This is a genomic window from Martinezella tropici (genome assembly GCF_003287875.1).
In the GTDB taxonomy this organism is placed as follows: domain Bacteria; phylum Pseudomonadota; class Alphaproteobacteria; order Rhizobiales; family Rhizobiaceae; genus Rhizobium; species Rhizobium tropici_C.
In genome coordinates this window covers 281,958-304,725 of the sequence record NZ_QMKK01000035.1, presented here as the reverse complement: position 1 = coordinate 304,725, position 22,768 = coordinate 281,958, and the positions used below count along the sequence as shown (strand labels likewise).

Here is a 22,768-nt window from a genome sequence, read left to right as displayed (position 1 = left end):
GCATTGGCCTGGTCGACCTTGAAGAAGGCGATGGAAGCCTGCAGCTCCTCTGCCTGGGCGGCCAGTTCTTCCGAGGTTGCCGACATCTCTTCGGAGGCACCGGCATTCTGCTGCGTCACCTTGTCGAGCTGCTGGATCGCCTCGTTGATCTGCGAGGCGCCGATATCCTGCTCGCGGCAGGCAGCCGAGATTTCGGCCACCAGTTCGGCGGTCTTGCGGATATCGGGCACGAGGCGCGACAGCATCTCGCCGGCTTCGGTCGCGACCGTGACGGTCTCACCCGAGAGGCTGGAGATTTCGGCGGCCGCCGCCTGGCTGCGTTCGGCGAGCTTGCGCACTTCGGAGGCGACGACGGCAAAGCCGCGGCCATGCTCGCCGGCACGCGCTGCCTCGACCGCGGCATTGAGGGCCAGCAGGTCGGTCTGGCGGGCGATCTCCTGGACGATGGAGATCTTCTCGGCGATGGTGCGCATGGCGTTGACGGCGCGGTCGACGGCCTGGCCGCTGACCTCGGCGTCTCTGGCGGACTGACGTGCGATCTTCTCGGTCTGTGCGGCGTTGTCGGCATTCTGCTTGATGTTGGCGGCCATCTCCTCCATCGAGGCAGAGGCTTCCTCGGCGGAGGAGGCCTGTTCGGTGGCGCCCTGGGAGAGCTGCTCGGAACCGGCCGACAGCTGCTGGCTGCCCGAGGAGACATTGTCGGAAGCCGACAGAGCATCCGCGACGACACCGCGCAGCCGTTCGATCATCGAGTTGACGTGGCCAAGAAGTTCGCCGATCTCGTCCTTCGTCCGTATTTCCGCAAACTCGCTCAGATCACCGTCGGCCACCGTTTGGACCGTCTTGACGGCACGGCTGATGCCCTTGTTGATCGAAACGACGATCCAGAGAGCCGAGACGAATGCAACGATCGAAGCGGTGGCGGCGATAATGATGAGAATGAAGCGTGCATTGGCGTAGTCGGCGTCCGAATCCTGATCCGCCTGTTTCAGCCTCGCACGTTCGGTATCGAAGATCTGAGCCAGAACACCGTCGATCTTGGTGCTGATGTCGCGTCCTTCCGTCGACGAAATTTCAAGCGCACCGTTGCCGTTGCCCGCAAGTGCCATGCTGCGAATGCGGTCGTCGGCATTTCGCCAGGCAGCAGACAGATCCTTGATCTGCGACCAATAGGCCATGTCCTGATCGGTGGTGTTGGCCAGTATTTTTGCAAAATCCGCATCGAATGCGGAACGCGCTGCATCGCTCTTGGCGATATAGCCTTTCGTCTCGTCGGCGGACGCGGAGGACAGCATGTTCTTCTGCTGCCGCAGCTGCTGCAGGACGGCGATGTCGAGATTCTGCGCAAGTCGCAGGCGTTCGGCAGGCCCTGACAATGTATCGGACCAATTGTCGTTCACCTGACCGAGGGTTTTGATGCTGTAGACGGCCGTGCCAAGAAGCATGGCGATCACGACAGCAAACGTTAGAAGCAGCTTGAGCTTGATCGTAAAACGCATCTGATGGCCTCCTTGTCCTAAAAATTCACGCTGTTGCTCGAAGTGTACCCGCCCGCTGCGACGAGAAGATCGCCTGCAAATTCGGGAGGATGATGAATTCGCCATCGCGCTTTACGAGGGCGTGGATGTAATCGGCGCGCCAGCGCATGCCGATGACGGGCGGCGGCTCGCTTGCGGCTCTAGAAAGCTGCGTGACCTCATGCACCTTGTCGGTGCGGATGCCGATCAGGGTCGTTTCTCCGTCCAGCTCGAGTTCGGTGACGACGATGCGGCTGTCGATGGTGACGTTGCCGGCTTCCATGCCGAAGGCGATGCGGATATCGGCAAGCGGAATGACCTTGCCGCGGAAGTTGATGACGCTGCCGACGAAGGGCAGGCTGCCGGGAACGCTGGTCTCGGGCAGCAGATCGAGGATTTCCTGCACGACGACCGCATCGATGGCAAAGGTTTCGCCATTGAGGCTGAAGGTCAGCACGGAAAGCTCGTCGGCGCCTTTCCAAATGGCGCGATAGTCTGATTTTAGGTCTGCGTCGGTCATCCTGCTGCCCGCAATTGCGCCTCCTGGTGCTGTCCGGCCGTGATGAGGTGAACGACATCGAGGATCAGGGCCACGTTGCCGTCGCCGAGAATGGTCGCGCCGGAAAAGGTGGAAACATGGTCGTGCAGCTTCGACATCGACTTGATGACGGTCTGATGGTCGCCGATGATCTGATCGACGACGAGGCCGACTCGGTCGCTGCCCGTCGAGATCACCACCACCTTCTGATAGGGATCGGGTTCCGTGCCGGTGCGGAAGAGTTCCCGCAGGCGCAGGAACGGCACGAGATCGTCGCGCAGAGAGATGAAGCTGCGTCCGCGCGAGCGCAGGTCCTGCTCGACCGAGAGCTCGAGGCATTCTTCCACCGCGGCGAGCGGGATCACGTAGCGCCCATTGCCGACACGAACGAGAAGGCCGTCGATGATGGCGAGCGTCAGCGGAATGCGCAACGCGATCTCGGAGCCCTTGCCGAACTCGCTCGTGATGTCGATTGCTCCGCGCAGCGTCTCGATCGTCTTCTTGACCACGTCCATCCCGACGCCGCGGCCGGAAAGGTTGGTGACCTTTTCGGCAGTGGAGAAGCCGGGCTGGAAGATCAGCTGCAGCAGCTCCTTGTCCGAAAGCTGGGCGCCGGGCCGGATAAGGCCGTTGGCTTCCGCCTTCGCGCGCACCCTCTGCCTGTCGATGCCGCGTCCGTCGTCCTTGATGGAGATGACGACTTCGCTGCCGGTCTGGTGTGCGGAAAGGATGACGCGCCCGGTCACCGGCTTGCCGGCTGCGACCCGATCATCCGGGCTTTCCAGGCCGTGATCGATGGAGTTGCGCACGAGGTGAACGAGCGGATCGGCCAGCCGGTCGATGACCGTCTTGTCGACTTCCGTGCCCTCGCCCTCGGTGACGAGTTCGATATCCTTGCCGGTCTCTCGGGCAAGGTCATGGACCAGCCGACGGAAGCGGCTGAAGAGGCTTGCAACCGGCATCATGCGCAGAACCATCATCGTGTCGCGCAGCTCGCCGGCCAGGCGCTCTATTTCTTCCGATACCGAGCGCAGGCCGAGATCGGCGGCCGAATTCGCCATCTGGCTCAGCCGCGACTGGGCGATGACCAGCTCGCCGACCCGGTCCATCATTTCGTCCAGGCGCAGGGCCGGGACGCGGACATTGTCTGCCTGCTTCTGCGATTTTGCGTCGGCCGGCGGGGCCTTTCCGGCATCGACCGGGTGGGCGGCAGCCTTCGATCCTTTGTCTTCGACGGGCCGCTCGACCTTGGCGACGACAGGTGCCGGGGCCGGCTCCTTTGGCGCCGCAAGCTCGTTCAGCTCCATCGTCATCTCGTCCATGACGAAGATAAAGACGTCTTCGATGTCGGAGCGCGGTTTTTCCGTCGTCAGACGAACCGTCCAGCCGATGTGCAGATCGCGCGGCTCCAGCTCGGCCAGCAGCGGAATGGCATCGGTATCGGCTTCGATCCGGCATTCACCAAGCTCGCGCAGCTCGTCCAGCAGCCCGAGCGGATTGGTGCCGTTGGCCATCGAATTGGCGGGCAGGCTGAATTTCAGATGCCAGGTCTTTGCACCGCCGGCATCCGGAACGACGGCAGGGATGACCGGCGTACTGGCCGGTGCAGCCGATGCACTCGTCGATCCGGCCGCACCGACAGCCTGACGCAGTTTTTCCAGGAGAACGGAACTCATGGCCTCGTGGTCGCCGTTCGGGTTTTCCAGCAGTGCCTGCATATGGCCCTGAGCGTCGAGAACGGCGCTGACCAGCTCCTTGGTGGCCGGCGCTTCGCCCTTGCGAACGCGGTCGAAGGCCGTCTCGCAATGGTGGGTGAAGGCGGCGAGCTGATCGAAGCCGAACATGGAGCCCGATCCCTTGAGCGTATGAAGACCCCTGAAGACCGCATCGACCTGAGCCCGGTCGCTGAGGTCGCGCATCAGATCGAGGAGGCCTGCCTCGATCAACTCGAGCTGCTCGGCGGCCTCCGTCCTGAAGACGGCGATCGGATCGAGTTCGTTCATTTGCCGAGAACCTTGCGCGCGATCTTGATGAGGGTTTCAGGGTCGAAGGGCTTCGTCAGCCATCCCGTCGCTCCGGCGGCCTTGGCCTGTTGCTTGAGATCGCCATCCGACTCCGTGGTCAGGAAGATGACGGGTGTCCCCATATAGGCCGGCAGCTGCCGCAGGTTGCGGATCATGGTCAGTCCGTCCATGTTCGGCATGTTGAGATCGGTGACGACGAGATCGAAATTGCCCGATTTCAGCTTGTCGAGACCATCGGCGCCATCGACCGCTTCGGTGACGGAATATCCGGCGTTGGTCAGCGCAATGCGCGTCGTCAGCCGAATGCTGGCGGAGTCATCGACGGTGAGAATATTGGCGCTCATGCTGCTTTTCCTTCTAGCCAGAAACTGTCTTCTTGCCGGTCCTCGCCAAGGAGGCCCGCGCGTTGCAGGACGGTCAGAAAATTGCCGTCCGCCGGTTTGTTCAATGCGATTGTCACGCCGGCGCGGCTTGCCGTCTGCCGTGCGGACAGAAGCAGCTGCGGCAGGGTGAGATCGATCTCTTCATTGTCGTCGATGTCGATGACCAGGGAACGGCTGCGCAAGGCCGCTTCCTGGAGGTAGACCTGGATGATGTCCCTGACATTGGTGATCGTCTTGATCGTCAGTGGTCCGTGAAGGTGTAGAATTTCAGTCTGCTCGTTCATGCCGGACCTCGGGATAGCTGAAGTGTGGGAACCGTTGTCGTTACGTCGCCGCGATCTTCGGATTCAAAGAGTGCCTTGATATCCACCCAGCGGCGGCAGAAGGCGGCAACGCAAGCCGGATCGAAATGGGTGCCGCTGCTGTTGACGACCTCACGGAATGCGTCGGCGATCGGCCAGGCGGCCTTGTAAGCCCGTTTCGAGCAGAGCGCGTCGAAGACGTCGGCGATGGCAACGATGCGGGCCTCTATCGGGATAGAGGTGCCGGAAAGCCCCTTCGGGTAGCCGGCACCATCCCATCTTTCATGATGGCTCTCGGCGATCTTGCCCGCCATCTGGATGAGCTCGCTGGAACTGTCGCGCAGGATCTCGGCGCCGAAATCCGTGTGCTCCTGCATCTGCCGCCGCTCGTCCTGGCTTAGCGGACCGGGCTTCGAAAGAATGGCGTCCGGCAAGCCGATCTTGCCGACATCGTGAAGGGCGCTGGCAAGGAAAATCATGCGGCATTGCCCGGCATCCAGGCCGACTTCCTCGGCGATTATCCGTGCGACGAGCGCGACCCTATCCAGATGGTCCGCCGTCTCTCCGTGACGGCAGGCGATCGCCTTGGAAAGGCGCCAGATGATTTCCTCCTCGCGCCGCTCTATCCGTTTCATGGCGGCGTCGAAATCGCGCTGCAGGGTCGCCGCTTTGGTCGCCAGCGCCAGTCGTTCTTCTCCTATGCTGAGAATGTTGCGGACGCGGATCGTCAGTTCCGTCTCGTCGATCGGCTTGGTCAGGAATTCCGTCGCGCCTGCCTTCATCGCTGCCAGCTTGATATCCGCTTCCCTACGGGAGGTAATCATGATGGCGGGAATATGAGAGGTAAGCGAATTCTTACGTATATGGGCGATGACCTCGACGCCGTTCATATCGGGCATCATGTAGTCGACAAGAACGAGATCCGGTGTCTTGTCGTCAAGCCGCGCCAAAGCATCGTTCGGCCGGAGGAAAGACAAGACTTCGCTGCCTTTGATCGCTTCGACTGCCCGGCGAAGCGTGGCGACAACGGAAGGACTGTCATCTATTACGAAGACGCGCATAGTTACCCCGCGGAGCGCCCGCGGCATATACGCGGACCTGCTCACGATTTTCGGCTTGGAGGTTGTTGGAGGCCTTTCTTATGAAAGGGCCGCGTCACAATGATTGTGAATCTTGGCTGAGGTAACGAAATCGTTAAATGGCTAACGGTGTGTTAAACTTCGTCTCAACCTGTAGGTGATTTTGCAATTAACTGCGATAAAGTGATAAGCTTGCGCTTTTCTGATATTAAATATCGGCGTCGTCGCTAACATTGCGGCGACTGACGCGCGTCGACGACGGCGAGACACCGTACATGGCTCGATAGCGCGCCGCGAAATATCCCATATGACTGAAGCCCCAGCGTGTGGCTATTTCCGATATATTCTCGTCGAGATTGCCATAAAGCAGATCGTGATGGATCTGCTGGAGCCGCAGGCGCTGCACGTAGTTCAAGGGGTTCATGCCCATATTGTGCTGGAAGGAGAGCTGCAGGCTGCGCACGCTCTGGCCGGCATTCCGCGCGATATCCAGCACGGTGAACTCGTCACCCAAATGAGCCTGGATCCAGTCCAGCGCCCGTTTGAGATTGCGCGGGCGGGCGCTCTGAATCATGGTTTTCGATGCCGATCTCGGCCATGATTGCACGAAGGTCGTTACCAGCGCCTCCTCGAACAGAGAAGCACCCAATGGAGAGCCGGCAAAAGGATGCTCGCCCGGTTCCAGAAGCAGGGCAGCCATACGGTGGATCGTTCGAACACCCTTGTCGCCGGTGCCGGCGATCGTGTCGAAGCCGCGAAAAAACAACCCAGGATCGTCTTTTCCGATGTCGATCAATGTCAGGCAATGAACGCGCGGTATGGCGAGGGCAATTTTGCCGGCATCCCTGGACGCTTTGATCCTTGTAGGCCCAGGAGACTGCAGCATGAAGGTGGTTCCCGCCATGGCCGTGAACTCCTGATCCTCGGTCTCGACATGGAAGGTCCCGCTTTCAACGAAATGCAGTTCTATACGATCTGCGGGATCGAATAGATAACGGATTTCGTAACCCGTTTCCGAAGAGATCTTCCAGACCGCCATCTTTCGGATGGTCGTCAGGGTAATATCGAGGCGAAAATGCGAGGCCTCGGGCATGCGTTCGAAAACAGCGGGTAGGCCGGCATGCGCGAGCCTTTCCTGCAATTCCTCGGTTTCGCAGAACGACCAAGCATATTTTCCGATCGCTATGTCCATCTTACTTCAATCCGCTTCAGCGGGCGCGTTGGTGAGTAGGGCCGCAGGTGACCGAGGCCTGAAAAAAGGCATGGCGTGCACGCACGCTATCTATAGGGTCCGGGTCTTGCTCAGGGCTTTCCGGCGCCACCTCGGGGATTGTGGCAATGCAGTAACATCGCCGTTTCGTCCTCGGCGTTAACTCCGTGTTTTTCTGTTCGTCTTAGTTTTCCGGAATGGTTCTAGGCGGAGTCCAAGACAGTATGGCGTATGCAGCGACAAGCCGACAATTTACCCCTTCGACGGATAGTTTCGTCGATCGCCTGGAAAGTGCCCGATTGCAGATCGAGCAGCGTTTCCTGGATGGTGGTGCGGTGCTGATCACCGTCACGGAAGCGCTCGCCAAGCTGGTCAGCCTGCTGGAACACATCGGCAGCTCACTGAAGGAGGAGAATGCGACCGAAGCGACGGCTCGCCTTCTCCAGACGGTGGATCTCCTGAACAAGCTGCCACCGGCCGAAGCGCGGCGCCACGCATGCGTGGCCTCGATCAGCCAGACCGGGCAATCGCTTGCTGAGCACGTGCTCTCGATGGAAGAAACGCTGCGCTATCTGAGAACCTTCGCCGCGACCGCCAAAATAGCGGGTGCGCGCATTCCGGATTTTTCGAGCTTCGCCAGCGAAATCGTCGAGCGCATCGAATTCGCCACCAAGGAGGTCAAGGCGCTGTCGCTGCAGATCCGCTCGCTGGAGGTGCAGATCGAAACCGCCGCCGCCAGTGAGGATGGGTCGCTGGCCCAGCATCTGAACGGCATACCGTCCATTGTCCAGCGTCTCGTGTCGAATGCCGAGGAGATCCAGGTCCAGCGCCGCAATCTTTCGGAGCTGGCGGATACGGTTGCCGGCCTGGCGCGCAAGATCCAGAGCAAGGTCGCCCATACACTCTCGGCCATGCAGATCGGTGATATAACACGGCAGAGGGTCGAGCATTGCCAGGCTGCCCACATGATGACCGAAGCCTATCTCGCGTCCGAAGCTCCGGCCGATCTTTCCGCCGCCGATCGCCAGCGCCTCTCGCAATTGACGATGACGCTGATCTTCGAGCTGCTCGGCGAGACGACCAAGGGATTCGATCGCGAGACCGCCAAGATCGTCGACAATATCCGCGGCTTCAGCGGCGATATCGGCACGCTGCTCAACCTCTACCAGACGATGATGTCGCAGAGCGGTGAGGACGGAAAGAGCCCGATCCATTCGCTGCGTGGCGATCTTTCCGCCGCCCGGGCTGTTGTCGATCGCATTGATGTCGCCGCGGCCGGAGCAAATCGGCTCAGCGAGAAGACGTCCGAAATGGTCAAGGAACTGACCGCAAGCATTCAGACCATTCAGCTGGTACGGCGTGATATTCAATACATGGCGCTCAACACCAATCTGCGCTGCGGCAAGCTTGGCGAGGAGGGGCGGGCAATCAATGTCGTCGCCGGCGAATTGCGGTCGTTTGCATCGCTGCTCGACGAGGATGCCGAGAAGATCCTGGTCGGGCTCGGCACGCTTGAAACGCAGACCGCCGGCCTCAAGGACTGGCGCCAGACCGGCGAGCCGGAAAACTCTTCCGGTCTCGGCAGCCATATCGACGCAGCTCTCGTCCATATCGGCGAAGCTGGGGCGTCGATGGATATGAATGTGCGGGAACTGCGCCAATGCGGCGAGACCATGACCTCGCAGGTGACCGAAATTGTCGCGAGCCTGGATTTTCGTTCCGGGATCGGGGAAATCCTGGCATCCTGCACCAGCGAGGCCGCACTTGCGCGCCGCGCATTTGCCGGCACGAGCGGACTGGAAGTGCCTGTGGCGGCCATTTCCGAGCGCATTTTCAAGATCTATACCATGGCCGCCGAACGCGAGATCCACGCGAGCATCTTCGGCGTGGTGAACCCTGTGGCCGAAAGCGGGCCAGCCCCAGCCAGCGATGAGGAGCTGTTCGCGGACGCTCTCTTCTGATTGCGATCTCGCGTGTCCAGCGACAGTCGCCGGCGTGACGGGCGAGGGCCTGTTGCGGCCTTTCTCTGTGCCTTCGTGATGCGAAGCCTACGTCTCATGCCATGCCCCATGAAAGGCTGACGCCGTCTTGATGTTCCCTTGACAATTCCGGCGCAGATGGTTCGGCGAAGCCAGTTTGCCGGATCTTTGCATGAATCGAGAGACATTGATCGCCGGGACGCCTGACGGCGTCGTATCCAGAATTCCCCTTCGCGCAACCGCGCCGGAGGACGCCGATGGAGCGCGTTCAGCACGATATGTCGTGCTGAAGAGGGTATTGACGTTTGGATTGCGGGTGCGCTGGAAGCGAGCGCTTCTCTTTTGGGGTCGCTTCGCGGCCAATCCGCTCCTCACCATCCGCTGGTGGCGCTTTGCCGCGGCCTTCGCCGCCGAGCAGGGATTGCCGCCTCCGCACGACGAGCTGCTGCAGAAGCCGCTCTCGAAATTTCTGGTCTATGGGATGCTGAACTCCCTGCGTCTTACGCTCCTCACCGATCATTTTGCGATCGCGGCAAGAATCCTTTCGGCGGAGAGCATGGCGCGGCTCTGGCGTGGCGAATGGCTGGAAATGGGTCTCGTCCAGGGACGCAGCGAAACCTATGCATGCCTTATCGCGCTTGCCGATCGCAGCGGCGGGCGCCATGAGGGCGCCTTTGCGGTCAAACTCATGCGCGTCGAAGACAAAGCCGTTCTCTGCACCGCCAGATTTACTTTTGTCAGCCAGGGTCCGGAGGATCGGTATACTTTCCTCGTCGGGAGCATGCAGGGGCCGCGCAATGCGAAGCAACGGATCGTCGAAGTGACCCGCGATCTTTTCGGCCTGCGTCCGAAGGAGGCGATACTGGTCGTCCTGCAAGGCCTGGTGACGGAAGGCGGCATGCAGCACTTCCTCGCCGTCTCGCAGGTCAAGCATCCGATCCGGTATCGCCGCCGCACGCGGCAATCGATGATGCTGTCGAACGTCGATGCTTTCTGGACCGAACGAGGCGCCGAACCCGAGGATACCTACGGCTTCAGAGTGCCATTTTCCAGAATCTGCGGAGCCGACAGGCGCAGCCGGAGCAAAATGTGTTTCTACAGTGTCGGCGAACTCTTCCATTGATCATCGGAGGCGGCCGCGCGAGCCGGATTCAACCATTCTATTTCTTGGCTTTCACGCAAATCCGGAAAGGAAACCGCGCTTTCCCGGAATTGCCTTTTATTGGCAAGGTTCGTGTGCTCTTTCCTGCTCGACGCTTGCAGGCAGATGGATTGCGACCATGGCGCCGCCTTCCGGCCGGTTTGCAAATTCCAGATACCCGCCATGGGCAACTGCTATTGCCTGCACGACGGATAGCCCCAGCCCTGTGCCGCCGGTTGCACGCGAACGTGAGGTATCGCCTCGCCAGAACGGGTTGACGGCGACGGCGTCCATGTCCTGCGGAAATCCCGGGCCGCGATCGAGGAGGCGGATGACGATGCTTTCATCCGGCAAGCGCTCGGTTTCGCATCGCAGCCAACCGCCGTCGGCGGCATAACGGCAAGCATTTTCAAGAAGCGCCAGAAGCGCCTGTCGCAGGCGGGGAGAATCCGCCGAGGCCCAGGCGGGCTGCAGATGCGTTTCAATCCGTAGCTTGCTTGCGTCCAGCATCGGCTTTGCCGAGGCAATGACAGTCTCGGCCAATTGCGATGCGTCGATGCGCCGGCGTTCGACCACCAGCTTCTGGCCGATGGCCAGAGACAAGGTGCGCAGGTCCTCGACAATCCGGCCGAGACCCTCGACCTGAAGGAGGAGGTCGGAGACGATCTTGCGGTCCATCGGGAAAATGCCGTCGATCATGCCCTGCAGCGATCCCTGCAGGATCGTCAGCGGGGTTCGCAGCTCGTGCGCGATCGCCATGTTGTTGAAGCGCAGCCTCTCCTCCATCGTCTCCAGCCCTGTCGCCAGCGCATTGAAGGTTTCGACAAGGCTCGCGACCTCGCGGGTGCTACGGTGGGAAGCGGCAACGCGAACGGAGAAATCGCCTGATTTCAGACCATCCGCGGCCAAGGTGAGCTCCTCAAGCGGACTTGCAAGGCGCCGCGCCAGATAGATACCGATGAGGGCGCAGATCAAAGCGGAAAGCAAGCCGCCTATCAGCACGGAAAGCTGTACCTTGAAATCCGTCGGCTCCGTCAAGGAATTGAGGTGTTCAAACAGGATCCTGAGGGAATCGCCGTCCGGAACCTTGTTCTCGCTCAGCATCGTGTAGGCCGTCGCGGCCCTTGGCGGTAGGGCGTCGGTAATGTTCTTCTCCAGATAGGAGGCATACCAGTTGACCTCCAGATATGTCAGGCCGACGCTGAGGAGCAACATGATAGCGGTAACGATGGCCGTGAGCGTGGCCAGCGGCAGGCAGGGAAATCTTGGTATCTTCATCTCGGATCCGAAAAACGATAGCCGATGCCGCGCACCGCAGGAAAAAAGCCGTTCTGTCCCATGTCTTCCAGCTTGCGCCGAAGGTTGGAAATATGCGTGTCGACGGTGCGGACCAAGGCCTCGCTTTCGGGCAGACAGGCATCGAGAATGTCCGCGCGCGCGAACGCCTGCGTGGGGTGGCGGATCATGTAGGCGAGAATCCTAAATTCGCTGAGCGTCAGGAGCAATGGAATGCGGTGCCCGTCCTTGAGGACAAAGACGGAATAGCTGCCGAAATCGACCTCGATGGCACCGAAACGCCGAATGGTTTCCGCCCGGTCACCCTGCGTCCGTCGCAGAACCGCCCTGACGCGAGCAACGACTTCCTGCGGGTTGAAGGGTTTGACGACATAGTCGTCGGCTCCGAGGCGCAGTCCGCTCAGGCGGTCTATGTCGTCGGCAACGGCCGTCACCATGATGACGGGCGTCGAGCCGGCCTGGCGCAAGCGACCAAGCACCCCGAAACCATCCAGTTTCGGTAGCCGTACATCCAGGAGCACGATGTCGGGCTTTAGAAGCGCGTGATGCTGAAGCGCGGTTTCGCCGTCGCCGGCGCGGACCGTACGAAAGCCGTCCCGCGTCAGATAGCCCTCCAATATCTGTGCGATAGCCGGTTCATCCTCCACGATGAGAACGAGACTGTTGTCCACCCTAGCGCCCTATTTTTTCGTTTTCCTTAGCGGCTTCGCCGCCCGACTCGTACTATCGCGGACGAAACCCGCTTCCGCAATTTCCAAACGGTCTTCCGGACGTCTGGCGATCGATTCTGAACACAGCCTTGATGCGATCTTGGTCAATTCTTGACAATCGCGATTCAGATTGCCGCCGTTCCGCCTCGGGAGATATGGCATGTGGAAATTTGCATTGTATTCTTGGAATTCCGCGTCCGGGCGTTCGGGCAGATCGGAGACCGGCGCGACCACGGATGGAGAGCTTGCGGTCATCGGCATGATGATCGTCTGGACCAGTTTTGTCTTCGTAGTCTTTCCCAAACTCGATCTTGCCGTTGCACGCCTGTTCGCTCATGGGCAGGTGTTCTGGCTTGCGGAGAATCCCTTCCTGAAGGCGGTACGGGACATCAGCCGCCAAAGCCAATCTTACCTTCTCTGCACCATGGCGGTGATTGTCATTCTCCATGTCTTCCTGCCGAGGCGGCTTCGTTTCTGCCCTCCGCACAAGCCCTTGTTCGTGCTTTTGAGTTTTGCCGCCGGGCCGCTCCTGATCGTGCAGACGTTGAAAGTCGCAATCGGACGCGTGCGTCCGCGCGATCTCATCGAGTTCGGCGGCATTGCGGATTTCACCCCGGTATGGCAGTTCTCGGCCGCCTGTTCTCGCAATTGCTCTTTCCCTTCCGGGGAGGCTGCGGCGGCTGCCGCCGGGCTTTCGCTGCTGGTTTTCGTGCCCGCCGGAGGCAGGTGGATTGCCGCGCTGCTTCTGACGCCGTGCCTGTTGTTCGTGGCGTTCAACCGCGTCATTTTCGGTGCTCATTTCCTGTCGGATGTGATGCTCGGCTGGCTTCTGACCATGTTGGGCATGGCGCTGATCTGGCGCTGGGTGGAAGCGAACTCGCGGGCGATCGATCGCTTCGTAACGCGCTTCATGTTCCGGTAAGCCGTCTTTTGCGTTTCTCTTTCGCCGTTGGGCAGGGCGGGCCAGCATTATTGTCGCCGGAATAGGTGATACTGACAGAACGCATGTTACAGACCTTAATACAACGTTTGTTCACCTTTCCATCGATCAGGGTTTACTTATTTACTGTTGGCATGCCGGCGGATGCGACGAAGGTCGAGCGCCGGATGGTTCATGGGGCCGACAGGGTGAGAGTGATGGGATGGTCTTGGTAGATTGGGCATTACGTGGAATGCTCGACATGGATCGCCGAAGAAGGGCGGGCGCTCGCAACGGCCACTTCGAGCCATGGGTCGTGCTCGCCGTGGAAAGTTTCGAGCGGGAAATGCTGGTTTTCTACAGGCGTTCGCAGTTCAAGGTCATTCATACGGCGGCATGACGGCCGCAGTGCAAACGCAACATACGGGTGTGAAAGCCGTCTCCGTATGCGGCGGTGAAGCGGGCGTGGATGTTGCAGGCGCGCTAGGGGCGCGCTTGCACTGTGCACGGCGTCAGCCGAGCCACATGGACAGTTCAATATCCTCGCCGAAAGCTACGGACATGTATCCGCTTGTCGGCGAGCGCACCCAGGTCAGATAATCGGGGCAGAAGTCTGCATTGTCGGCAAGCACGAGGGCTCCCGGCCTGAAATGGCTCTCCACCAGCTTCAGAATGTCGGGATAGAGCGCCTTGGCGCCATCGAGGAGCAGCAGGTCGATAGTATCCGGTAGGCCGGAACTCAACGTCTGCAGGGCATCGCCTTCCCGGATCTCCACGAGATCGATTAGGCCGGCGCCTGCCAGATTTTCCCGTGCCCGCGCCACCTTGGAGGGCTCGAATTCGGTGGTAATGAGGCGCCCACCGCCATTGTCCCGCAGCGCGGCGGCAAGATGGAGGGTGGAGATGCCGAAGGAGGTCCCAAATTCCACGATGGTCCGGGCACCGGTGCTGCGCGCCAGCATATAGAGCAAGCTACCTGCCTCCCGCGAGATGGCGAGCGGAATGTCCTTCAGCCGAGCGTAGAAATCGAGATAGTCGGTCTTGCTGCGCACCAGACGCGCGCGCTCCTCGCTGGAGAGGCCGCTCCAGTAAGCGGCAACCGATGGCGTTGTTGCCGGCGACGCAGCCTCCGCTTCCTCGAACAGGCGATTGAGCAATGGAGCGAGCGGGGGATTCGTCAGTGTGGTCATGTTCTCTCCGTTCAGAGCTGAGGTTTCTGCTTGCGGCGAAAATACGAATAATTCATCGCATTTTCTAATCGCGTTGACCGATGCTACGTGTGGAGTGATCGTATCCATTTGAAAATACATCGAAAAATAGACACCCCTGACCATGCGAGCGCAATTTCTCCGGCGCAGCCATTCGCATTTCAGGAGGCATCGGAGACATCGAAGCCGACGATATTGACCGGATGGTCGAAGCCCCTCAGCGCGTGGCTGCCGAAAGACCTGCATTGGACGCCGGCTGCCTCGGCGATATCAGCTGTCATCAGCATGACTGCGTCCAGCTCCTTGGCCAGCGCCTGCAATCGGGCCGAACGGTTTACTGGCGTCCCGATGATCGCAAACGAAAATCTGCCCGCCGAACCGATGTTGCCGTGGACGACTTCGCCGATATCGATGCCGATCCGCGCCCGTAATGGCGGCGCCGTCTTTCTCGACGGCATGGCATTGACGAGCTCCAGTGCCCGCAGCCCTTCCAGCGCGGCTTTTACCGCGGCGGCACAGAGCGGCTGTTCGCTTCCGGCGTCCGGAATGGGGAAGAACATGACGACGGCGTCGCCGACATGGCCGGACACCTGACCGCCGGCGCCGGACACAGGCCGGGTCATCGTCTCGAAGAACAGATTGAGATGATCGATGAGAGACCGGGGATCCAGTCGCTCGGTCAGCGAGGTGAACTGGAACAGGTCGCAATAGATCACGATCGCCCGAATTTGCTCGACCTCGCCAAGACCCACGCGGCCGTCGAGCAAGGCGGTTGCAGCATTGCGCCCGAGATAGGTCTGCAACAGGACGCGCGCGGCAGCGGCATTCAATCGGGCTCCGATAGCAAGTGCGAAAACCGGCGTCACGAGGTGCAGCAGCTCTATCTCCGACATTGAAAATCCGCCGGGGCGGTCGGTGATGAGCAGGCTCATCACGTCGTCGAAGAAACCGAGCGTGATATCTGGGGCAAGATAATTGGCAAAGGCTATGGCGTCAGTTGTTCCGCCGTGCGGAATGGATGCGAGGCGGCCGCTGCTGGCATTAAGACGGAGAACCGTTGCATCCTCCTCCAGCATGGCAGCGAAGATCTTGCCGGCAAGGATATCGTCTTCGGTGCCTTCGCCGTCTCGCCGCCAGCGAATGAAATGCTGTGCTCTCTCCGGATCGACGGCATCACAGGCGACCTCGATCGTCGAAATATCGAGACCCACGCCATTCAGCGTGCGGCCGAGGAGAATGACGAGCTCCGAGTCGCTTGCGCCGGCGAGTGCTGCTTCCACCAGCTCTCGGCTCACGCGCGAGAACGTCTTTGCCAGGGTTTCGGCCTCGATCGACCTCGTTACCGGTCCGTTGCTTTCATCGCCATGTTCTTCGGTTTGCATGGGACGCAAAATACGATTAATTCGTCAGCTTTCCTATTCGCATTGGCAGGCATCGATATGACGGATCGTCCAAGAGCCCGGATTTCCTCGCGAAAGCAGCCGAAGCAGGTTCGCTCGACCGAACTCGTTTCCGCAATCCTGAGTGCCGCGGCTCAGGTTTTGGCAAAGGAGGGCGCCCAGCGTTTCACCACGGCACGCGTTGCCGAAAAGGCCGGCGTCAGCGTCGGATCCTTGTATCAATATTTCCCCAATAAGGCGGCGATCCTCTTCCGTCTGCAGAGTGACGAATGGCGGCAGACGTCGGACCTACTGCGCCGCATCCTGGAAGACGCCGCGACGCCGCCGCTGGACCGATTGCGCGCTCTCGTCCATGCATTCATCCGCTCCGAATGCGAGGAGGCCGCCATGCGTGTCGCGCTTAACGACGCAGCGCCGCTTTATCGCGACGCACCGGAAGCGCATGAGGCGAGGTCATCCGGAGACCGTATCCTGCAGCAGTTCATGCGCGAAGCCTTGCCACAGGTTGATGATGCGGTCCGCATCCTGGCGGCGGACTTGATCGCGACGACGCTCAGTGCGACGGGAAAACAGCTTTCGGAGAGCCAGCAAACAGCGCAGGAGATCGAGGCCTATGGTGATGCCATGGCGGACATGTTCTGCGCCTATATCGAAAGCCTCAAGCGTCGATGAGAGGCGGTGCAGCATGGTTGCGCGCTCAGGCACAACGCTGTGTTGACACCCTTTCGACAAGCGCCTATTGGAAAAACCAGCCGGTTCCGCTGGCCGTAAGCGTTTGACGTCAAGCAACGCACTCAACGATCCTCGATGGTCGGAGTGCGTTTTGTTGTGCCTTCGCCGATCGAGGAAAGCCTGGAGACCATCATGGCTTTTCAATCGACACATGATCCGGCGCGCGGTCGCCTTCTGCTGCTGAGCGTCATTCTCTTTATCTCCTATCTTTGCGTCGGCATGACATTTCCGATCGTGCCGATCTACGTGACCGAGCAGTTGAAGCTCGGCAATGTCTGGGCCGGGCTCGGCGTCGGCATTGCCTTTCTTGCGACCATTCTGACACGCGGCTACGCCGGTAGTCTTTCCGACCATCGGGGCGCCAAAGTTGCAGTCGTTCGAGGGCTGGCATTCTACATGGCCGGCGCTCTGATATCACTGGCCGCCGGCCTGATCGTTGCTGCGACGATACCGTCATTTCTGCTTCTTCTTGCCGGCCGCCTGCTTCTTGGCCTGGGTGAAAGCCTTGTCGCCGTCGGCGTGATCGCCTGGGGCATCGGTTTCGTCGGGCCTGCGCGTTCGGGCAGGGTCCTCGCCCTGGTCGGGGCCGCGATCTACGGCGCTCTTGCTGTCGGCGGTCCCATCGGGCTGGTACTGCTCGATCGGTTCGGCTTTGCCGGCGCAATGGGGATCAGTGCCGCTCTTCCCTTCCTGGGACTGCTGGCGATCTCCCATATTCCCGGCGTTGCGCCACATCCCGGGGCGAAGCGGCCACCGCTCTGGAGCGTCATCAATCTTATATGGCTGCATGGATCCATCGTGTGCCTGCAGGGTATAGGCTTTGCGGCGATCGGCGCCTTTTTCACGCTGTATTTCCACGATCGCGGCTGGAACTATGCCGGACTGGGCCTGACCGCCTTTGGTGGTGGCTTCGTGCTGGTGCGCCTGCTCTTCGGTCATCTGCCGGATCGTCTCGGCGGTTTGCCTGTTGCAGCCATGTCGCTTTCCATCGAAGCGATCGGCCAATTCCTGATCTGGAATGCAAACGATCCCATTCTTGCGCTGGTTGGTGCATTTCTGACGGGGCTCGGATGCTCGATGATCTTCCCGGCCATGGGTCGGGAGGTCGTCCGGCTGGTGGACCCGCATCTGCGCGGCACTGCACTTGGTGGTTTCTCGGCCTTCCAGGATCTTGCCTATGGGCTGACCGGGCCGCTGGCTGGCATGCTGGCCGACAAAGCCGGTTATGGCAGCGTCTTCTTGGCAGGGACCGTCAGCGCGGCCGGCGGCCTATTGATCGCATTCTCGCTTCGCAGGGCGCGGGCCGCCGCGTTTAACTAAGCCGCATCTGGTCCCCACCTCCGGTGGGGATCAGCCATTGCCGCGTGGAACCGTTCGTCAAGAGTAAAGATCGAGAAGCAGCTACAGAGCGCGAAAAACGACGCCATAGTGATAGGGCGGCAGCTCGACCGTAGCTTGCGCTATGAAGTCACCGGCTTCGACGATGGCAGCGAGCGTTGCAGGCGGCATGCGCATCTCGCTCTTCGGCCCGCGCGGCTGTCCAAGTACCGTGGTTTCCTCGCGCGGCTGCGCCTTCCAGTTGACGATGCCGAACAATCCCTCTGCAGCAAGCACGGAACGGACGGCACGAACGAGGGCAAGCTGATCGGGAACGCCATGGAACGTGTTTGCCATCAGAACATAATCGATCTTTTCGGGAAGATGTCCTGCCACATCAAGCGCGTCGGCGTGAATCCATTTTTGCACGGATACCCTTTGTCGCGCGGTTTCCGCTCTCGCCATCTCGATCATGCTTTCATCCAGATCGAGCGCATAGACCTTTCCTTCGACGAGTTTCGCCAGCGGCGCCGTAAAGTATCCATCGCCGCAACACAGATCGAGAACCGTCATGCCCGGCGTGATACCGAGCGCTCGGAGCATGCCTTGCGGATCGGGCCAAAGCGCCGACCACCAGTCGCGGTCGGGCATCGATGTGGCCGGAAATGCTTCACCCATGACGGGCCTCCGCAAGGGGTTGAGTTGATCGCAGCCGGCTGGCATGCAGCCCGAGCTACCGCATCTGCAATATGATGGGGCTGCTGCTTGCCGGATCGGTATGCTCGCGCAGGGATTTCACGTCAACAGGCGCGACCGCCCCGCCGCGGTTTCCCCAGGAGGACCGAACGAAGGTCAGGACATCGGCGATCTGCTGGTCCGAAAGCTGCTGCCTGAATGGCGGCATGCGATAGGCGTCCGGAATGCCGTTCGCCACGACGCGGCTGGAGCCGTTCAGCGTCACGTTGATCTGAGAGGCGTTTTCCTTTGCGAGCGATGCGGCGGAGCCGGCCAGCGGCGGGATCCATTGTTCCTTTCCGCGACCATCGATGCCATGGCAGAAGCTGCATTTCGCGACGAATGTCTGGGCACCGGGCACTTGCTGACGGGCAGGCAGGGCGACGTCCTTGGCCGTAGCTTCGTCATATTGCCAGGGGGTACCGTCGCGTGCCGGGTCGCCTGGCAAGGACTTCAGATAATGGCTGATGGATCTGAGATCGTCATCGGTCATGAACTGGGTCGAATTGTTGAAGGCATCGGCCATGGAGCCGAAGACGACGGCATGGCCGTTTCGGCCGGTCTTGAGAAAGGCGTATATGTCCTCTTCGGTCCATCGGCCGAGGCCTGTATTCGGATCGCCGCGCAGGCTCGGGGCATACCATCCGTCGAGAAGGGCGCCGGAAAGATAGAGCGGGCTGCTTTCATCGAGCGCTTTTTCCGCCATGGTGATCGCGCGCGGCGTGTGACAGCTGCCGCAATGGCCCGGTCCCTGGACGAGATAGGCGCCTCGATTCCACCGATCGTCACCGGCGGCTTTAGGCTGATAGGCTCCGCTTTCGGTAAAGACCGCATTCCAGAGCGCAAGCGGCCAACGCATGTTCATCGGCCATTGGATTTCGGAAGGTTTGTTCGCCTGGCGAACGGGCTCGACCCTGTTCATGAAATAGGCGTAGAGCGCGCGGATATCGTCGTCGCTCATTTTCACATAGGAGGGGTAGGGCATTGCCGGATAGAGGCGATGTCCGTCGCGTGCAATGCCCTGGCGGACGGCGCGGTCGAAATCGGCCAGCGTATAGTCGCCTATGCCGGTTTCCTTGTCCGGCGTTATGTTGGTCGCAAAGATCGCGCCGAGCGGCGTTCCCATTTCCAGGCCGCCGGCAAAGGGTGCGCTCTTCGGTGTGCTGTGACAGGCAACGCAGTCCCCCAGGCGCGCGACATACTCGCCATGTTGGAGCAGCTCCTGTGAAGGTGTCTGCACCGCGGCGACGCTATCGAAGGGAGATGCCGGCTTGCGGGTTACGAACCACGCGACGCCGCCGGCCACAAGCACGACAATCAAAAGAAGAACCAGAAGAAATCTCTTCAAGAATGTGCCCTCATGTCTTTGCTTCGGGATTTCGGACTCGGCTGTTTGAAGGAGCCAAGCACGCCGGCTCTCGGACCGGAGTGGGCCGAGAGCCGGAATTGTGCCTGGCGCAGCGTTTGCCGCGCCTCAGCTTTCAAAGGTGTAGTTGGAGAGAGGCATGCTGCGTATCCGCTTGCCCGTCAGCGTCGAAACCGCATTGGCGACCGCCGGCGGGATGGCTGGCAGCCCCGGCTCGCCGATGCCGCCCATCTCCGCCCCGCTTTCGACGATGCGGACGTGGACGCGGGCCATGCGGTCTGGCGGCAAGATCGGATAGAGGTCATAGTTGCGCGCCACCGGCTCGCCGTTCTTGTAGACGGCTTCCTCCATCAGCACCTGCGATATTCCGAGCGCGGTTGCCGAATTGACCTGTGCCTCGATGATCGCCGGATTGACGATGCTGCCGGGATCGATGGCTTCCCAGACGTCGTGCACAACCACCTGTCCGTTGCGGATGGAGACTTCGGCGATCGCCGCCGTATGACTGCCGAAGGGAGAGGCCATGGCGACGCCCCGCGCCCGCTTTGAACCATCGTCCGCGGTGAAGGGACCCCGCTTCCAGCCGCCGGAGAGATCGCCGACGGCTTTCAAGAGATTGCTCAGCCGCTCGTTCTTCTGCAGCAGTTTGAGGCGCATCTCGTAGGGATCCTGCCCGCCCTTGTCGGCCAGTTCGTCCAGGAATGTCTCATAGAAGAAGTCGTTCATGGAGTTGCCGACCGAGCGCCAGTAGGCAAGCATCGTCGGGTTTTTCACATAGATCTGAGCGATACGGTAGTTCGGGATGGCATAGGATTTTCCGGTCAGGCCCTCAAGAGCCGTTGGATCGAGCGAATCCTCCTTGTGGCCGAAAACGCCTTCCGTCGGCCCTTCGCAGGCGCTGATGGCCTCGAGCGCGACCGGCATGCCGCTGGCGTCGAGCGCTCCGCGGAAGCGCACGGCTGCCATCGGGCGCAGCGGATCGCGCAGAAACTCCTCCTCGCGGCTCCAGATGAGCTTGATCGGCCGCCCGACGTCCTTTGCAAGCTGGATGGCCTGCGGATAGGGATTGGCGGACGGATAGAGGAAATGTCGTCCGAAGAAGCCACCCAGGATGGGACTGTGTACCGTCACCTTTGATGATTCAAGCCCGGTCAGCTTGGCGATATCGGCCTGGAATTGTTCGGGCGCTTGATTTGGCATCCAGACTTCCAGGCTGCCATCCGGATTGAATCGCGCCAGTGTGGACGGCGGCTCCAGCTGCGCGTGATGAAGATACTGGCTCTTGTAAGTGGCCGAAACGACGGTCTTGGCGGCATCGAACGCTTTGGCGATGTCGCCGACATTCTCCGCCTCTTTGCCGTTGCCGGGCTCGTTGGCGAGCCTGTCGTTGAAGGCTGCGGTCGAGAAATCCGCCGGCATATAGCGGAAGGCGGGATTTGCATCCGGGCCGGGTTCACGCCAATCGACCTGAGCAGCCTCCGCTGCCCGCTTGGCATTCCACCAGCGTTCGGCAACGACGGCGACGGCACCGGGCAGGCTGTGGACGGAATGCACGCCCGGCATTGCCTTGAGCTGATCCTCATTACGGATCCTGCCGATGGTCAGGCCAAGGCGCGGGGCGTGCTGGACGGCGGCATGCAGCATGCCGTCGACTTTGCAGTCTATGGCGTAGACCGCCTTGCCGGTCGATTTGTCGTGCATGTCCAGCCGCTCGACCGGTTTGCCGATCCAGCGGAATTTGCTCGGGTCCCGAAGCGTTACGCTCTCGGGAGCGGGAACCGGCAGATCCAGCGCCTCGGCAGCGATGTCGCCATAGGCAAGGCTGCGTCCCGATGCGGCATGGATTACGCGGCCGGGCTCGGTGGTCAGCTCGGCAATCGGCGCATCCAGGCGCTTGGCGGCGGCTTGCAGGATCATGTTGCGCGCCAGTGCGCCGAGCCGGCGCATGGTCTCATAGCTGGTGCGCACCGACATGCTGCCGCCGGTAATGCGCATCTTGCCATGCACGACCAGATAGTCGCTGCCTGTCGGGGCATTTTCGACGACGAAGCTTTTCGGATCGGCGTCGAGCTCCTCGCCGACGATCTGAGCCATCGCCGTGAAGACGCCCTGGCCGCCTTCGACGAAGGGGCTCATGAAGCGGATGGCGTTGTCCGGACGGATTTCGAGGAATGCCGGAACGCGCGTGCCGGGCGGCATGGCGGTTGCGGTCTGCTGGGCGCGTGCGCGGCCGACCGGAACGCCGAAGCCGAGCACGAAGGCACCCGCTGCGGCCCCGGCGGAGGTCAGGAGAAAATGCCGGCGCGAGATATTGACCGGAGATCCGGTCGGGAATTCATCTTCCGGAACGAGATTGCGGCTGGTCTCGGTCATAGCGTTTCTCCTTCTTTCGAGGAGAGGTCTTTGACCGCCGCTTCAATCGCGTTGTAGGTTCCGCACCGACAGAGGTTGATCATCGCCGCGGCGATCTCGTCATCGGAGGGATTGGGTGTCTGTTTAAGAAGTGCCGTTGCCGCGACGACCTGCCCCGATTGACAGTAGCCGCATTGCGGAACCTGATGCTTGACCCAGGCAGCGACCACCCGCTTGCCGACGGGGTCCGTTTCGATCGCTTCGATCGTCGTGATCTGGCGACCGACAACGCTATCGAGCGGCGTCACGCATGAGCGCACTACCTCTCCATCGACAAGAACCGAACAGGCGCCGCATTGCGCCAGCCCGCAGCCGTATTTCGTGCCAGTCATGCCGAGCTCGTCGCGGATGATCCAAAGGAGCGGCGTGTCTCCGTCCGAGTTGACCTGATATGACTGGCTATTGATCTGAAGATTCATGAAGCGCCTCCTGAGGCTTTCGATCGTGAACCTTCCATGCCAGGCGCCGTGCGATGATCTGAATGCTCAACAAGCGGATGA

At 60.8% G+C, this 22,768-nt stretch carries 21 protein-coding genes; 6 read left to right on the top strand and 15 right to left on the bottom strand.

The features are described 5' to 3' along the window. The 7 genes from DQ393_RS14670 to DQ393_RS14640 form a co-directional block, all read right to left on the bottom strand. On the bottom strand, positions 1-1,499 hold a 1,499-nt coding region (locus tag DQ393_RS14670), incomplete at its 3' end, for a methyl-accepting chemotaxis protein (RefSeq protein WP_112342488.1). 25 nt (positions 1,500-1,524) lie between these two features. Further along, positions 1,525-2,037, bottom strand: a complete 513-nt coding sequence (locus DQ393_RS14665; RefSeq protein ID WP_112342487.1) for a chemotaxis protein CheW — start codon at positions 2,035-2,037, stop codon at positions 1,525-1,527. Then, on the bottom strand, positions 2,034-4,058 hold the full coding sequence (locus DQ393_RS14660) for a chemotaxis protein CheA (RefSeq protein ID WP_112342486.1): 2,025 nt from the start codon (positions 4,056-4,058) through the stop codon (positions 2,034-2,036). The genes DQ393_RS14665 and DQ393_RS14660 overlap by 4 nt, the downstream gene beginning before the upstream one ends. After that, positions 4,055-4,423: a response regulator gene (locus DQ393_RS14655; protein ID WP_112342485.1), complete on the bottom strand. Its 369-nt coding sequence runs from the start codon at positions 4,421-4,423 to the stop codon at positions 4,055-4,057. Before DQ393_RS14655 ends, DQ393_RS14660 begins: the two co-directional genes overlap by 4 nt. Further along, entirely contained in the window at positions 4,420-4,746 is a 327-nt protein-coding gene (locus DQ393_RS14650) for an STAS domain-containing protein (protein ID WP_112342484.1), read from the bottom strand. The genes DQ393_RS14655 and DQ393_RS14650 overlap by 4 nt, the downstream gene beginning before the upstream one ends. Further along, positions 4,743-5,825, bottom strand: a complete 1,083-nt coding sequence (locus DQ393_RS14645; RefSeq protein WP_112342483.1) for an HD-GYP domain-containing protein — start codon at positions 5,823-5,825, stop codon at positions 4,743-4,745. The genes DQ393_RS14650 and DQ393_RS14645 overlap by 4 nt, the downstream gene beginning before the upstream one ends. Before the next feature lie 226 nt (positions 5,826-6,051). After that, positions 6,052-7,035 (bottom strand): AraC family transcriptional regulator, encoded by a 984-nt coding sequence (locus DQ393_RS14640; protein ID WP_112342482.1) that lies wholly within the window; start codon positions 7,033-7,035, stop codon positions 6,052-6,054. 242 nt (positions 7,036-7,277) lie between these two features. Here DQ393_RS14640 and DQ393_RS14635 point away from each other — a divergent pair, with 242 nt between their 5' ends. Both DQ393_RS14635 and DQ393_RS14630 read left to right on the top strand, forming a co-directional pair. Continuing rightward, a complete protein-coding gene (locus DQ393_RS14635; protein WP_145644635.1) occupies positions 7,278-9,014 on the top strand; it encodes a hypothetical protein in 1,737 nt (578 codons plus the stop codon). A gap of 190 nt (positions 9,015-9,204) precedes the next feature. Continuing rightward, the gene (locus DQ393_RS14630; RefSeq protein WP_112342480.1) at positions 9,205-10,155 is read left to right on the top strand and encodes a DUF535 family protein; all 951 of its coding nucleotides are present in this window, start codon (positions 9,205-9,207) and stop codon (positions 10,153-10,155) included. A gap of 96 nt (positions 10,156-10,251) precedes the next feature. On the opposite strand, the gene DQ393_RS14625 is transcribed toward DQ393_RS14630, so the two are convergent. Together DQ393_RS14625 and DQ393_RS14620 are read right to left on the bottom strand one after the other, a co-directional pair. After that, complete coding sequence (locus tag DQ393_RS14625; RefSeq protein WP_112342479.1) at positions 10,252-11,451, bottom strand: ATP-binding protein; 1,200 nt, start codon at positions 11,449-11,451, stop codon at positions 10,252-10,254. Beyond that, complete coding sequence (locus tag DQ393_RS14620) at positions 11,448-12,140, bottom strand: response regulator (protein ID WP_112342478.1); 693 nt, start codon at positions 12,138-12,140, stop codon at positions 11,448-11,450. Before DQ393_RS14620 ends, DQ393_RS14625 begins: the two co-directional genes overlap by 4 nt. Before the next feature lie 199 nt (positions 12,141-12,339). Between DQ393_RS14620 and DQ393_RS14615 the strand changes: the two genes are divergently transcribed. Further along, positions 12,340-13,101, top strand: a complete 762-nt coding sequence (locus DQ393_RS14615; RefSeq protein ID WP_112342477.1) for a phosphatase PAP2 family protein — start codon at positions 12,340-12,342, stop codon at positions 13,099-13,101. A gap of 259 nt (positions 13,102-13,360) precedes the next feature. Beyond that, complete coding sequence (locus DQ393_RS33440) at positions 13,361-13,498, top strand: hypothetical protein (protein WP_162736960.1); 138 nt, start codon at positions 13,361-13,363, stop codon at positions 13,496-13,498. A 112-nt stretch (positions 13,499-13,610) separates the two neighbouring features. Here DQ393_RS33440 and DQ393_RS14610 read toward each other — a convergent pair whose 3' ends face one another. Continuing rightward, entirely contained in the window at positions 13,611-14,288 is a 678-nt protein-coding gene (locus DQ393_RS14610; protein WP_112342476.1) for an O-methyltransferase, read from the bottom strand. A 179-nt stretch (positions 14,289-14,467) separates the two neighbouring features. Continuing rightward, positions 14,468-15,688, bottom strand: coding sequence for an adenylate/guanylate cyclase domain-containing protein (locus DQ393_RS14605; protein WP_112342475.1), 1,221 nt, complete (start codon positions 15,686-15,688; stop codon positions 14,468-14,470). Between the two features lie 57 nt (positions 15,689-15,745). On the opposite strand from DQ393_RS14605, the gene DQ393_RS14600 reads away from it, so the two are divergent. Then, positions 15,746-16,378: a TetR family transcriptional regulator gene (locus tag DQ393_RS14600; RefSeq protein ID WP_112342514.1), complete on the top strand. Its 633-nt coding sequence runs from the start codon at positions 15,746-15,748 to the stop codon at positions 16,376-16,378. A gap of 192 nt (positions 16,379-16,570) precedes the next feature. Continuing rightward, the gene (locus tag DQ393_RS14595; RefSeq protein ID WP_112342513.1) at positions 16,571-17,758 is read left to right on the top strand and encodes an arabinose transporter; all 1,188 of its coding nucleotides are present in this window, start codon (positions 16,571-16,573) and stop codon (positions 17,756-17,758) included. Positions 17,759-17,839: 81 nt separating this feature from the next. Here DQ393_RS14595 and DQ393_RS14590 read toward each other — a convergent pair whose 3' ends face one another. From DQ393_RS14590 to DQ393_RS14575, 4 genes are all read right to left on the bottom strand, one after another. Next, entirely contained in the window at positions 17,840-18,433 is a 594-nt protein-coding gene (locus DQ393_RS14590; RefSeq protein WP_112342474.1) for a class I SAM-dependent methyltransferase, read from the bottom strand. A gap of 55 nt (positions 18,434-18,488) precedes the next feature. Beyond that, a complete protein-coding gene (locus tag DQ393_RS14585) occupies positions 18,489-19,838 on the bottom strand; it encodes a c-type cytochrome (protein ID WP_112342473.1) in 1,350 nt (449 codons plus the stop codon). A gap of 126 nt (positions 19,839-19,964) precedes the next feature. Then, positions 19,965-22,229 (bottom strand): xanthine dehydrogenase family protein molybdopterin-binding subunit, encoded by a 2,265-nt coding sequence (locus DQ393_RS14580; protein ID WP_112342472.1) that lies wholly within the window; start codon positions 22,227-22,229, stop codon positions 19,965-19,967. After that, positions 22,226-22,687, bottom strand: a complete 462-nt coding sequence (locus tag DQ393_RS14575) for a (2Fe-2S)-binding protein (protein WP_112342471.1) — start codon at positions 22,685-22,687, stop codon at positions 22,226-22,228. Before DQ393_RS14575 ends, DQ393_RS14580 begins: the two co-directional genes overlap by 4 nt. Positions 22,688-22,768: the final 81 nt, after the last annotated feature.

Bases quoted from the DNA above. Each gene is read 5' to 3' on its own strand.
- DQ393_RS14665 (WP_112342487.1), bottom strand. From the start codon at position 2,037: ATGACCGACGCAGACCTAAAATCAGACTATCGCGCCATTTGGAAAGGC.
- DQ393_RS14660 (WP_112342486.1), bottom strand. From the start codon at position 4,058: ATGAACGAACTCGATCCGATCGCCGTCTTCAGGACGGAGGCCGCCGAG.
- DQ393_RS14655 (WP_112342485.1), bottom strand. From the start codon at position 4,423: ATGAGCGCCAATATTCTCACCGTCGATGACTCCGCCAGCATTCGGCTG.
- DQ393_RS14650 (WP_112342484.1), bottom strand. From the start codon at position 4,746: ATGAACGAGCAGACTGAAATTCTACACCTTCACGGACCACTGACGATC.
- DQ393_RS14645 (WP_112342483.1), bottom strand. From the start codon at position 5,825: ATGCGCGTCTTCGTAATAGATGACAGTCCTTCCGTTGTCGCCACGCTT.
- DQ393_RS14640 (WP_112342482.1), bottom strand. From the start codon at position 7,035: ATGGACATAGCGATCGGAAAATATGCTTGGTCGTTCTGCGAAACCGAG.
- DQ393_RS14635 (WP_145644635.1), top strand. From the start codon at position 7,278: ATGGCGTATGCAGCGACAAGCCGACAATTTACCCCTTCGACGGATAGT.
- DQ393_RS14630 (WP_112342480.1), top strand. From the start codon at position 9,205: ATGAATCGAGAGACATTGATCGCCGGGACGCCTGACGGCGTCGTATCC.
- DQ393_RS14625 (WP_112342479.1), bottom strand. From the start codon at position 11,451: ATGAAGATACCAAGATTTCCCTGCCTGCCGCTGGCCACGCTCACGGCC.
- DQ393_RS14615 (WP_112342477.1), top strand. From the start codon at position 12,340: ATGTGGAAATTTGCATTGTATTCTTGGAATTCCGCGTCCGGGCGTTCG.
- DQ393_RS33440 (WP_162736960.1), top strand. From the start codon at position 13,361: ATGGATCGCCGAAGAAGGGCGGGCGCTCGCAACGGCCACTTCGAGCCA.
- DQ393_RS14610 (WP_112342476.1), bottom strand. From the start codon at position 14,288: ATGACCACACTGACGAATCCCCCGCTCGCTCCATTGCTCAATCGCCTG.
- DQ393_RS14605 (WP_112342475.1), bottom strand. From the start codon at position 15,688: ATGCAAACCGAAGAACATGGCGATGAAAGCAACGGACCGGTAACGAGG.
- DQ393_RS14600 (WP_112342514.1), top strand. From the start codon at position 15,746: ATGACGGATCGTCCAAGAGCCCGGATTTCCTCGCGAAAGCAGCCGAAG.
- DQ393_RS14595 (WP_112342513.1), top strand. From the start codon at position 16,571: ATGGCTTTTCAATCGACACATGATCCGGCGCGCGGTCGCCTTCTGCTG.
- DQ393_RS14590 (WP_112342474.1), bottom strand. From the start codon at position 18,433: ATGGGTGAAGCATTTCCGGCCACATCGATGCCCGACCGCGACTGGTGG.
- DQ393_RS14580 (WP_112342472.1), bottom strand. From the start codon at position 22,229: ATGACCGAGACCAGCCGCAATCTCGTTCCGGAAGATGAATTCCCGACC.
- DQ393_RS14575 (WP_112342471.1), bottom strand. From the start codon at position 22,687: ATGAATCTTCAGATCAATAGCCAGTCATATCAGGTCAACTCGGACGGA.